4 protein-coding genes and 3 pseudogenes are annotated in these 12,450 nt (G+C 65.9%); 3 read left to right on the top strand and 4 right to left on the bottom strand.

The features are described 5' to 3' along the window. The first annotated feature begins 316 nt into the window (after positions 1–316). A complete protein-coding gene (locus tag E4N62_RS26295; RefSeq protein WP_230218682.1) occupies positions 317–967 on the top strand; it encodes a TetR-like C-terminal domain-containing protein in 651 nt (216 codons plus the stop codon). Positions 968–1,148: 181 nt separating this feature from the next. Further along, positions 1,149–2,066 (top strand): NmrA family NAD(P)-binding protein, encoded by a 918-nt coding sequence (locus tag E4N62_RS26290; RefSeq protein WP_230218681.1) that lies wholly within the window; start codon positions 1,149–1,151, stop codon positions 2,064–2,066. A 775-nt stretch (positions 2,067–2,841) separates the two neighbouring features. Here the strand turns inward: E4N62_RS26290 and E4N62_RS26285 are convergent. The 3 genes and pseudogenes from E4N62_RS26285 to E4N62_RS26275 all read right to left on the bottom strand — a co-directional run. Then, complete coding sequence (locus E4N62_RS26285; protein WP_230218731.1) at positions 2,842–8,967, bottom strand: DNRLRE domain-containing protein; 6,126 nt, start codon at positions 8,965–8,967, stop codon at positions 2,842–2,844. Between the two features lie 551 nt (positions 8,968–9,518). Next, a pseudogene (locus tag E4N62_RS26280) lies at positions 9,519–10,514 on the bottom strand (sugar-binding protein); the annotation flags it as partial. 587 nt (positions 10,515–11,101) lie between these two features. Next, positions 11,102–11,622, bottom strand: a pseudogene (locus E4N62_RS26275) (tyrosine-type recombinase/integrase); the annotation flags it as partial. 192 nt (positions 11,623–11,814) lie between these two features. Between E4N62_RS26275 and E4N62_RS49670 the strand changes: the two are divergent. Then, positions 11,815–11,880: pseudogene (locus tag E4N62_RS49670) on the top strand (hypothetical protein); the annotation flags it as partial. Between the two features lie 17 nt (positions 11,881–11,897). Here E4N62_RS49670 and E4N62_RS26270 read toward each other — a convergent pair. Continuing rightward, on the bottom strand, positions 11,898–12,086 hold the full coding sequence (locus E4N62_RS26270) for a hypothetical protein (RefSeq protein ID WP_230215966.1): 189 nt from the start codon (positions 12,084–12,086) through the stop codon (positions 11,898–11,900). Positions 12,087–12,450: the final 364 nt, after the last annotated feature.

Below are 12,450 nucleotides of genomic sequence, written 5' to 3'. Positions count from 1 at the left end.
CGAAAACCCATCTACCAGGGCTTCATCGGTCTGTCAGCCCAACTGACCGTTCCGGCCGTCCGGTTGGACGAGGGCCCACGGTCGTCGGATCCGCCTTGGAGCGATGAGAGATCCTTTTTGAGCACGTCCACGACGCTGTCGGTGGCGGTGATCAAGCTCTCCGGGAACAGTTTGCCCATGCACGCACAGTCTGGATCCAGCGTGCCGGTGGCCAACTCTCCCTGCTCCTGCTCCGTGTCTCGCGCCGCCCTGTCGTAATTCCAGTGTGGCGGGAGGTCGCGCCAGTCGCGGAAACCGATGTCGTACGGTCTTGCGCATGAGTAGGACAACACGCCCCACTGGACGCCAGCGTCCCAGCGGCGCCTTCGGGCCCGCCCGTGACGTGGCGCGGGACAGCAGCATCATCGAGGCGGTCCTGGACCTGATCGTCGAGAGCGGGTATGCGGATCTCACCATGAGTGCGGTGGCCGCACGCGCAAAGGTCGCCAAGGCCACCGTCTACCGTCGCTGGGCCTCCCGCGAGGACCTGGTCGCCGACGCGCTGGAAAGCCTCATGCTTCCCTCGGCCCCGGCTGAGGCGGCGACCGCCGAGACCTTGCGTGATGACCTGATCGCCACACTGACGTGCAGCTCCGCCTGCCTTGAGCCCCGGGGCCGTCGCTTTTCGGCTGTCCTGGCCGCCGCCACCGCTTCTCACCCCCAGATCGCCGACACCATGCGTGATCGCTATGTCGTGGGGCAGCGGCAGGGGATCGCCGCCTGCCTTCACCGTGCCCGGGAGCGCGGAGAGATCAGCGCGGACAGGGTCGCCCATCTGCTGTCGCCCGGCAGGCTGGAGATCGCGGCCGTCATCTCCCTGATGGTGCTGCAGGAGCCCCTGCTCGGTGCCGTCCTCGATGCCGATGGCGTCGTGCGCCTGGTGGACCAGGTTCTCCTGCCTCTGATCGGCGGTGCCCCTACCGCCTGAAGCCGTCGTCACCGGCCTTGCCTTTGTGTGCCGGGGCCTCACGGCCGCGTGCCGGCCGCCTGCGGCACGCCGGATTCCACAACTCGATACCACTCCGACTCGATACTGTAGGGTCTCTAGTTGTCGGGCTCTCACGCCCGCCTGACACCTACACCTGTCGAACCGAGAGGAACCCGGGGCCATGCCGCGTCAGAACAAGGCCAGAGTGCTGGTCACCGGAGCAACGGGGATGCAGGGTGGAGCCGCCGTCCAGGCTCTGCTCCGGGAGGGACACCACGTCACTGCGTTCGTCCGCGACCCCTCTTCCGGTGCTGCCCGCGCTCTCGCCGCACAGGGCGTCGCCCTCGCAGCCGGGAATATGGACGACACCGCCTCGCTCGACGCCGCCGGTGTCGGCCACGACGTGGTCTTCTCCATGCAGATGCCGGCCCTCGATGAGGCCGGCACCGAAGAGCGCCAGGCCCGCAACATCGTTGCCGCGGCCAGGCGGGCCGGCGTAGCCCAGATCATCCACACGTCCGTGTCGGCGACAGGATGGCGGGCCCGGCACCCCGACATCATCTATCCAGAGGTACAGAAGACCTACTGGGACGGCAAGGAAGGCGCGGAAGACGCGGTCCGGCACGGGGGCCTCGACGCCTGGACCATCTTCAAGCCCGCCTTCTACATGGAGAACTTCATCCCTCCCAAGGTCCTGTGGATGTTCCCCGCCCTGGCCCAGGACGAGCTGCTGACCGCGGCGAGCCCGCAGACCCCGCTGGCGCTCATCGCAGCGGACGATTTCGGAGCCGCCGTTGCCGCAGCCGTGGCCGACCCCAAGAAGTTCCACGAGGCAGAGATCGAGCTCGCCGGCGACGCGCCGACGTTCTCCGAGATCGCGGCCGTCCTCTCCAAGGCCGCACGCCGCGACATCACCGCAGTCTTCCTGAAGGCGGAGGAACTCGACGGGCGCATCCACGAGGGAATGGCAGCCGGCCAGGTCTGGCTCGATCACGTCGGCTACTCCGCGCGCCCCCACCACGCCGCCCACCATGGCCTGTCCACGACAACACTCCAGCAGTGGGCCGAAGGACAGGACTGGCACACCACGGGCTCCTGACAGCCCACGTCCACGTCGACGGCCGACGGTAAGCAAGCACACGAAGCCTCTGGTGGAGACCGGTTGCGTTACGAAAGAACCCATCTACCAGGGACTTCGCCACTTGTCAGCCCACTGCCGGGCCTCAAGCCGCAGGTTGGAAAAGGCTCAGTGAATCCGGGCTTGGGACGGCGCCACCAGACATCGACCAACTCCAGCGTCGAATCGCCGTGTTGGAACAGGAACTCGCCGAGAGAAGTGGCGAGATCGAGGAATGAACGGAGGAACTGGAAGCAGCTCGGGCCGCCAACTGGGAACTGACTCGTGCGTTGAACCAGCCACGCCCCGGGAAGCTATGACTTCACCTGTCCGAAAGCACCTGTGCCGAGGTTCTGGCTGACGAGAGTCCGCTCAGCGCGTGGGGCCATGCGGAGCGTGATGGCAGGGTCGCAGCGCGCCGATCGTCCTGCGGACCACAGTTGGATCTTCACGGGCTCACCAGACCTGCAATCGTCGCACAGGGGGCTGCCGTCTTCTTGACGGCAGCCCCCTGTCTTGTGTGGAGCAGGTGACTCAGTGTTCGCGATTTGCCATCGGGTCCGTTTCGCCCCTCGTCTTACCGAACCTGCGCCACAGGTCCCACGCGAAGGTCGCACTTCCGAAGCCGAAGAGCCAGGCGATGTGATCCCCGTCTACCGCTGCTGCGACGCAGATTCCGGCGAGGGCCACGCATGCGATTGCCTCTGCGATGCCCATCAGGAGATTGGTGTTCGGTTTCATCGGCTCGCTCTCGGTTTCAGCATCGACGTTTCCAGATGGTAGGTGCTATGTACCACCCGTTATATGCTGTGCTCCACTTGGCGTATCCGCCCTTGAGTGTTGCGCAGCCTTTGGTGTTGTAGTAGATGTGGCCGGCTACGGTGGCGATGTACCAGGAGTAGAAGCGCAGGCCGTTGACGACGTGCTTCCACCATCCCGGAACGTAGTCCTTCACGATGCCGAGCAGAGTGCCAGCGGAAGCTGCACCCCACGCGAGCTTTCGTGTCTCACTCCGCGTGAATTTGATCTGCAGCCAGAAGTACTGGACGGGGTTCCACCACGAGTTCTTCCAGTAGCTGTAGCGGAAGGTTCCGTTGAGGTCGTAGCAGTTGACTGGGTCTCCCACGCAGTACTCGTACGCGTTGGCGTTGCCTCCGAAGATCGGGTCGGTCGACAGGAAGCGTCCGGTTGCGGGGTTGTAGAGACGGACGCCCATGAGGCTGAGGCCGGTGACCGTTTCAGTGGAGCGCTGTTTGGCGCCGAGCCAGTTGTAGCGGGTGGCGGACTGGCTGACCCTGGGGTTGCCGTATTCGTCACTGTCCAGAGCTGTTGGCGCCTGTGACGGGTCCAGTGGAAGCTGGAGTGCGATGTCGCCGTGGATGTTGCTGAGCTGCAGCGCCGTGGCGCCGGTTTTGCCGGTGACGGCGGCGAGGTCGCCGGAGAGGGAGTCGACGTTGCGGGTGATCTCTCCTGTGGCCGTGTTTTCAACGATCCAGCGGGGTCCGTCGTCGTCACCGCTGTAGTGGTTGAGCTTGGTTCCGGTCTCGGTCCAGGTGCTGCCGCTGCCCGTTTCGGTCTTCCACGACCGAAGGCGCAGGTTGGGGTCGAGTTGCCACGTCTGCCGCTGGCCGTTGGCGATCTGCTGGTGCACGAGATCGTTCGTGTAGTAGCTGATGGTGCCATTGCCGGGCAGGGCCGTTGTGCGGCCGAACGCGTCGTAGCTGTAGCCGGTGTCGACGATGCGGTCGCCGCTGTCGTAGGTGCTGGACACGGTCGTGCCACCGCTGGTGGGGCAGTCCACGCCTGGAGCGCTCGTCGCCGTGGTCAGAGACTTGCGGTTCGCACGGGCGTCGAATGTGTACGACCGGCGGGTGCAGACCGTTGCCGACGTGTCTTGGACCTCGGCCAGGCGTCCGACGGCGTCGTAACGGTAGGTCTGGTCGGACCACCCAGCGTGCGAGGTGGCCTGGCCGTGCACGGAAGATGTGACGGTGTCGGAGTACACCAGGGTGCTGTCGCTGTCGCGCGTGTAGGTGCGCTCGGAGATCTCGCCCGCCGGGTTCTTGGAGACGGTCAGGCTGTATCCGCCGGGCAGCTTCTCGGTGCTCGGGGTGCCGTCGGCGTCGTATGTGGCCTGGAAGGCTCCCGCGACGGAATCGGTGGCCTTGGTTGCCAGGCCGCGCGGCTCGGCGGCCGTGTCATACGTGTAGGTGACGGTTGACGGCGAGTTGTCGGTGATCTTGGCTGGGCGGTCAAGCAGGTCGAACTCAGCCGTGGTGGTTCCGCCGTCGGCGTCCGTGTAGGAGACCTGGCGACCCAGAGTGTCGTAGCTCCTGGTGATGGTGCCGGCCGTTGTCGAGCTGGTGGTGATCTGGCGGCCAGTGGCGCCGTCGTAGCCGACGGTGGTGGTCGGGACGGCCTGTCCCGTGCCGCCGGTCACCGTTGTGGTGGTCGGGCGGCCGGCACCGTCGTATGTCGTGCTGCTGGTGCGGGTCACCCCGTTGGCGGTGGCGATCACCGCTGTGGTGTTGCCCCAGGAGTCGTACTCATATGTGGACGTGGGCAGTTGGGTTGGGTTGCTGCCGCCGCCGGTGATGGTCCCGGCTGGGCCGGTGGAGCAGAGCAGGTCGGCCCATTCCGGGCGGCCGGCGCAGGTGCCGCTGCCTGTGGCGGACCAGTAGGTGGTTGCCTGGGTCGTGGCGTCGGTGCTGGTGGCTCCGGGCAGTTGCTCCTTGGTGATCCGTCCTTGGGCGTCGTATTCCCGCACCGTGGTCAGGGCCAGTCCGCTCGGATCCTGGATTGTTTTGACCGGCAGTCCCTTGGCCCAGTCGTAGACGGTCTGGGTGACCCGGGTTTCGCCGTGGACGGTGGGGTGCTCCCGGACCTGGGCGCCGACCGTCGTCTTGGTGATCTGGTCCTTGATCTTGGCGGTGCCGTTCGTCGGACGGTCCTCGTCGTACGCGTTGACCGTCCAGGTGCGGGCGGTCGCCGAGGAGCCGGCTGAGGCAAGGGTGGTCGTGTCGGACTTCAGGTCCGCGGTGAGGTCGATCCGGTGCAGCGGGCCCAACTTCTCCAGCTCGCGCGTCCCCGTGCCGTTGTAGTCGGTTCGGGTGGCCAGCAGGTCCGCGCGCTCGGCGCTGGTCAGCTGGGCGATGCCGAGCTCCGACTGGGTCGCCTTGTCAGTCGTGGTGAGCCCAAGGGCGACCGCCCGGTTGGCTGCGGTCAGCGTCCGCACCGTGTTGCCGAAGTGGTCGTATTCGCTGGTCCCGATGTGCCCGCCAGGAGACGCCGTGTTGACCTCACGGCCGGAGATACCGAGGTAATGGATGTCGCCACGGGTGTAGGCACCGCCACTGAGGTCACTGCCCGAATTCGAGGCAGGTGTGACGTCGGCCGGGAAAACGGCGGTGGCGTCGGTAGGTGCGTCGGTCTGACTCCACGCCTTCACATCCGAAGCCCCCATCTTGTAGGGGGCCGCGGTACCAGTGAGCGGGATGTCGTAGACGAGGGTGGTTGCCGCAGTGCCCTCGACCGTGTTCGTGGTGCCCTGCTTGAGTGCCGGGCGGCTCGCCTTGAGCAGCATGCCGTCACCAGCGGCTGCGGCCGCACCCGCCTTGCCGTAGGTGAAGGTCCACGGCTGGTCAGTGGACGTCCTGTGGGAGGTGACACGGCCCGCAGTGTCGTACGCGTACTGCGTCTGCGTCGACTGGGCCAGACGGGGGTTCCAGGACTGGCGCAGCTGGCCCTCGGCGTCGTAGCGGTAGGTTGCTACAGCCCGGGCGGTGGCGGAGGAAGCCCCCTTTCCGGAAGCGTAGAGCAGGATCTCCTTGACCTGTCCTGCGTAGTCGCCGAAGGAGTCAGACGTGGCTGTGGTGGAGGTGGCGTAGACGAACTCCAGCACCCGGCAGCCCCTGGTGGTCGGAGTCGAATTGCAGGTCGCCGCGGAGACCGCCGAAGACGGGGCGATGATCCGCTTCGGGCGGGCCAGCTTCGTTCCGTCCACTGCCTCGGAGGCCACCGTGATCGTGGAGTTGGACAGCCCATCCAGCAGGGTGCTGGAGACTTGCCACGTGGTGGAGCCAGTGTCGGGCTTGGTGAACTCCGTCACCGTACCCGCGGTGTCGGAGAGAGTGAAGGCCCCGCTGGTACCACCCTTGAGGGTGAGGCGCTCGGCGCCGGGCTCGGGGACCCAGCCGGTCTTGTCGGTATTGGCCGTGAAGTGGATCTCGCTGCCATCAGCGGTGACAACGGCCACGGCGGTGGCCGAGATCTGCTTCAGGTGCGAGTAGTCCGAACCTGTCAGCTCTGCAGTCGTGCCAGCCACCCACCCCTTGCCGAAGATCGCCGCTTGGCCTTCCTGATTCGCTCCTGCCTCGGGGGTACGGGAGGAGGCGGTGCGGTTCACTCCCATGCCATAGAAGGAGGCGTCTGTCTCGTCGATCGAGTAGTTGCCGGTCAGCAAGTTCACAGAGCCGGGACCAATGTCCCGTGTGGCGGCACCGTCGGCGTTGCGATCGACAACCACGGTCAGCGGCTCAGTGCTGCCGGAAGCGCTGCTGGGGCCGGTGAAGTCGGCCTTGACCTGCACCGAGCCGTCGGGGTCGACGGTGCTGGTGGCATTCCACACCAGCTGCGCGTTCTTGCCGTTGGTCAGCGCCACCGGCCAGGCAGCGAGTGGGTTTCCGCCGGAGGTGATGTGCCCGACCGGGATCTTGACCCAGCTGTCGGCTTCGGAGCGGCGCCACGAGAAGGAAACGCTGTCGTACTTGCTGGCGTCGGCCTCGGCGACCAGCGGCAGACGACGCGCGGTGCGTTCACCGTCGGAGGGCTGTACGAAGCCGCCGGGACCGGCGTGGAAGGTGTACTCGATCGCCTCGGACTTGTTGTCCGCCTTGTCGACCGAACGCACCTGCAGGGTGTGGGTACCGTCCTTCGGCGGAGTGATGGAAAGGGCCTTGTCGGCGGTGGAGCCGTTAGTGGAGACCTTGGCCCAGGTCACGCCGTCCAGGGACCACTCCAGCCAGTTGTGGTCGGATGCTGGTGGGGTGACGGTGAAGGTGCCAGCCTGGCCCACGCCCTTGACCCAGGCGTTCGACGGGTAGTCCGAGGAGACGATCTTCGAGGGCGCGGAAGGGGCGCTTGTGTCGACCGTGAAGGTCTTCCACGCCGACCAGCCGTTGTTGTAGTGCGCGCCGTCGTACGGCGAGGTGCGGAACTTGTACGTCTTGCCGTTGGTCAGTGCCCCGGACGGGACGGTGATTGAGGCGACCTGCCCGGAGGGGACGTACTTGGAGACGATGACGTCGCCGACCTGAGTATTGGTGGCGTTGTCGTAGATCTGGAACGTGCCGTTGACCTTGTCACCATCAGCGTCGACGAAAGTGTCACGCAGTGTGGGCGTGGTGGTGTTCACCACGTAGGCGCCGCTGTAGGAGAAGTACGGTGGGCCGGCCTCTTGCTTGGTGCCGGTGCGCGGCCGGTAGTTGTAGTTCACCACCAGCTTCGGCGGGTTGGAGGCCGCGTTGGCGGAGTTGACCCGCTTCCACTGCGCCACCACCGACTCGTCCGAGGCACGGATGCCCATGTGGCCGCGGGTGGCCTTGGCCGACGCCCATTCCTGGACGAGGGTCGTCACGTCCGCATTGATCCAGCCGTCCGGCTGCGCGGTGCAGTCGGCGTTTCCGCGAGTCTCGGTCGAGGTGGCTTTCTTCGCCGTCATCGTTGGGCGGTTCGTCCAGCGGCTGGACGTGGATGCCGCGCCGGAGGCCCACACCTCCCACGGATGGAGCTTGCAGTCGGTGTTGCCCGAGTGGAAGTTCCACAGCGACAGCTTCGCGTCCTGGATCAGCGCGTCCTGTACCGGCGTTGTGTTCCATGAGACGAACGACTGCGCGGTACGGGGCGTACCGTCCGCGTTTTTCGTGCCGGGGTTACCGAAGTCGAGTTCGGTGTCGGCAGACCAGTCGACCGTTTCACCCTGCTGCACGTAGGTGTCGAAGACGTTTGAGAGCGCCGATGTGGACGGGTCGACGGTGACGGGGTACCGCGTGTCCGGATCGGAGAGAAACTTCGCGTCCGGAGTGATAACCAGGTCTACAGACGAACCCTTCTTTACCACCTTCAGGTCAACCTCGGCCTTGCGGGTGTGCTCCCCGGACCGCTCGTCAACGGTGGCATCCCACATTACCGGGGCAGGCATGACAGCCTGCCTCTTGTTCTTCTTGTCCGTGAACTGCACGCTGCCGTCCGGCAGGTGCTTCACTTTCAGGCCCTTGGCCCTGAGCGGCAGTGTGTAGGAGTAGGCTCCCGCGCCGGGGCGCTGCTTGATCTCCACGAACTGCTCGAAGCCGGTACGAGTGGCCTCGACAACGACGTCCGCACCGGGCACCGCGTTGACGTACTCCGCGCGCGTGCCATCCAGCTTGGGCTTGGGTAGTCCGCCCTTCCACTGGAGGGTGATCTGCTGGTCGCCTTCGCCGAGCGTCACCAAGTCCGTAGCCCTGGCCTCCCGAGCGGCCTTCAGCGACTTGGCCGGCGTCCCCGTCTTCCCCGCGAGCCACAGCCCTTCCGGGTGCGCGACTGGCTCGACGCCTTCCCCGGTTTCGCGCAGCTCCACATCGACATTGACCCACTTGCCGTCCCGCTCGAAGCGAATCGGACCGGCCGCAAACTCGCTTGTGAGGCTGCCGTCCTTGTTCACCCACGTCGTCGAAGTCTCCGTGCGCTCCGAGAGCGCCTCAACTCTCTTGCCGGACAGCCGTGCCGCGACTCGGGCGGAAGGTATGTCGGCTGCCTGGGTCGCTGTTGTCTTCTTCGGCGCATCCACAGTCCGGGTCGGCGAGGCCGCCCCCGAACTCGTCGCGTCGAGCAGGGTAATGGCCACGGCCAAGGCGACACTGCCCGCTGTCCAGCGACCGGCCCCCTGCCGCCAAGATCTCCTGCGCCATCGTGGCGCGGGTCTGTGAACCGTCATGAGTCCCCGATTTCTCTCATTCCTCACCGTCATCACACATGTGATGCACAAGAGAATGTATGCATCAGGTAAAGACCGGAAACTATGACAAGATCACGGAAGGCGGACGCCGAACATTTCACAGGCGGAGTGTTCTTCGTCACATAAACGGTGCAACTGGCCTGCAATCCAGATGAGTTCACCCTGATGTTGCCGAGATTACGGTGGCCAGGACGGCTCTGCCCGAGAGCAACTGGGCGGCGCCAGTCTCCGGGAAGCCACCCACTGGGCCGGTCCTGTCGGGAACGCCCATGTCCGGCAGCGCGGAGTGGGCCACACGCCGCAGCGATCTCTCTCCGGTGGAGGCACTCGATTCAGCGATAGCGCCACACCTGTTGCGTTGGTAGCTTGCGTAGAGAAGGCGCTGAGCTGCATCAACCTGCGTTTCTCTCCCGGCAACAGCTGAAGACGCCCAGAGAACGCGTATTCCACGATATGAAGGACCGTGCTGTGCGCGGGGTGCCGTCGGAGTTGGTGGTGCCCGGGTCGCCGAGGTCCAGCTCGGTGTCGGTGGACCAGTCGACCGTCTCGCCCTGCTGCACGTAGGTGTCGAAGACATTCGACAGAGACGAGGTGGACGGGTCGACCGTCACTGGATAGGTGGTGTCCGGGTCGGTGAGGAACTTGGCGTCCGGGGTGACCACCAGGTCGACGGAAGATCCTTTCTTCACTACCTTCAAGCCGACTCTGGCCCGGTTCGTGTGCTCGCCGGACCGCTTGTCGACGGTGGCGCCCCACATCACCGGAGCAGGCATCACGGCCTGCTTCTTGTTCTTCCTGTCGGTGAACTGCACGCTGCCGTCGTCCAGTTGCTTGACCTTCAGACCCTTGGCCTTCAACGGCAACGTGTAGGAGTAGGCGCCCGCGTCTGGACGTCGCTTGATCTCGACGAACTGCTCGAAGCCGGTACGGGTGGCCTCGACGACCACGTCAGCGCCGGGTATGGCGTTGACGTACTTCGCCCGCGTCCCGTCCAGCTCGGGCTTCGGTAGCCCGCCCTTCCACTGCAGGGTGATCTGCTGGTCGCCCTCGCCGAGGGTCACCAAATCGGTGGCCTTGGCCTCGCGTGCCGCCGTCAGCGACTTCGTCGGGGTCCCCGTCTTGCCCGTCAGCCGCAGACCGGCCGGATGGGCCTTCGGCTCCACCCCGCCGCTCACCTCATGCAGGTTGACATCAACGCCGTTCCACTGGCCCGTGTCCGAGTCTCGAAAACGGACAGGACCGGCGGCCAATTCCGTCGTCAGGCTGCCGTCCTTGTTGGCCCAGGTGGTCGACGTCTCGGTACGCTCGCTCACCGCCTCCATGCGATGGCCGTACAGTCGGGAGGCGACGCGGGCCGAGGGTATGTCGGCAGCCTCCTTGGCTCTCGGCTTCTTCGGCGCGCTGGCTGCCGATTCCTGATGCTTGGCCAGGTTCAGCGCCACGCCATCACCCGAGTTCGCGACCAGCAGTGCGGTCTCCGCGACCAGGAGCACGGCCGCGCCGAGCGCGATGCGTGGCAGCACGCGTCTGCGGTGAGGAGTAGGTGAGGCAGCCCTGTGATGGCTGCTCGACCGCAACCAGCCTGCTGGCGCTTCGCCTGCGCGCCCGAGATGGCGAGCACCTGTCTTTTACGAAGCGGCCCGGCCACTCGGCCGAGCCACACGCCCTCCCGACGAGACGGGCAACCGCGTGTACGAGCACCACACCGAGGGACACCCTGCAGAACGATCGGTGTCCCGGCGCTTCTGGGAGCCATCTGGGAGCCAACCCGCTCCCCAAGCCCCTTCCAGGCCACCCGACACCAATGCATCCCAACGCTCTGACCAGCCAAAACAGCATACGAACCGGTGGTGATCACATCCGATCCTCATTCGGGACGAAGAGGTCGTGGGTTCAAATCCCGCCACCCCGACAGCTGGATAGCAGTTCAGAGGGCCCTTACCGAATCGGTAAGGGCCCTCTGGCGTTGCTGCGTGTCTAACTGCGTGACTATCGATTCTGAGTGCGTGCCGAGGGACTACGGCTACTGCGGCACGGCTCCAAAGATGCCGTCCATGACGACGGCGCCAGTCTGGATCACAGGCCGGATCTGCTTACGGTAGACCTCCTCAGTGACAGCCGTCCCGGAGTGCCCGACGAGCCGCGAGATCTCTTCCAGCGGGACGCCCCGGTCGGAGAGCAGTGACACGAAGCTGTGCCGGAGCTCCCGAGGCGTCCACTCGTCGGCGTTGACCCCGTCGACGTCCTTGAGCGCCTGACGGAAGGCGCGGCGGACGTTGGCCGCGTCGAGCGGCTTGCCGACAGTCGAGGAGAAGACGAGTCCGTGTTCCTCTTCTCGTCAGCGGCGAGCCGGTCCCAGCCCTGATCTTCGAATTGCTGCCAGAGGGCTTCGACGCAGCGCGCCGGCAGGGCGAGCGTGCGCCGGGACTTCCGGGTCTTGGTGCCCCCGGTCCGCCGGACCGAGCGCCACACGGCGATGTGCGGAGGCTGCGGCGGGTCGAGGTCGGGGCGTCCTTTCAGGAAGACGTGATCCCAGGTGAGGGCTAGGCCCAAGGCTACGAGCACGCCCAGCGTTGGATCGACAACAACCTCGGCCGACTCACCACGAGAAAACGGCCAACGAACTCGCCGACGCGGTCCTGGCGACCGAGAACGGTGAGACCGGCAGCACCCGTTACGGGTATCTGGGCAGTTAGTTATCAGCGCTCCTCCGAAACCCCGTCCGGGGCGGTCCTCATGAGCGTCCGGCTCTACTCCCCGGGCGAGGGCCGATTCCTGAGCACCGACCCGGTGCAGGGCTGCAGCTGCAGGGCGTACGACTACGTCTGCGGAGACCCGCTGAACAGCCGGGACCTGTCCGGTACGGCGAAGACCAAGTGCACTACGGTCTCCCGGACGTACCGGATGTACGAGGCCGGGGTGAAGATCGGCACCATATCCATGCAGGCCGAGTTCTGCGTGCGGAGCGGAAAGATCAGGTCCTCGCGCGCCTGGTCCAGTGACGACACGGCGCATTTCGCCGCCGGAATGGGCTACCAGTCCACTTCCACGGTCCGGCCCGCAACATCCGCACGAACGACAAGCACCAGTGGGGCGCGTCGGGCATGGCCCAGATCTGGGCTCGCCGCCAGGGCAACCTGCCCCGCAATTCCGCAACGCCCATGGCCCGTTGCACGAGGACCCGGCAGCCTCTTCACCCTTCAAGGGGGCCTGTCGCCGCATCGCCGTCCAGGTCTGCCTCTGACGCAGCCCTCTGCCGCTCGCTTCACCGCTTGGGCGACCTGTGCTCATCCACCTCACCGGCCAGCGAATGCGCGTGGTGGTGGGACCGCTTCGTGACACCGGTCCCACCACCACGCCAACCGGGCCAAG

It is taken from the genome of Streptomyces sp. MNU76, assembly GCF_020982545.1.
GTDB lineage: Bacteria > Actinomycetota > Actinomycetes > Streptomycetales > Streptomycetaceae > Streptomyces.
The sequence above is the reverse complement of the archived record's forward strand: the minus strand, read 5'-3'. Positions and strand labels throughout refer to the sequence as shown.

Excerpts from the sequence above, each read along its gene's own strand:
- E4N62_RS26290 (WP_230218681.1), top strand. The coding sequence starts at position 1,149 with ATGCCGCGTCAGAACAAGGCCAGAGTGCTGGTCACCGGAGCAACGGGG.
- E4N62_RS26295 (WP_230218682.1), top strand. The coding sequence starts at position 317 with ATGAGTAGGACAACACGCCCCACTGGACGCCAGCGTCCCAGCGGCGCC.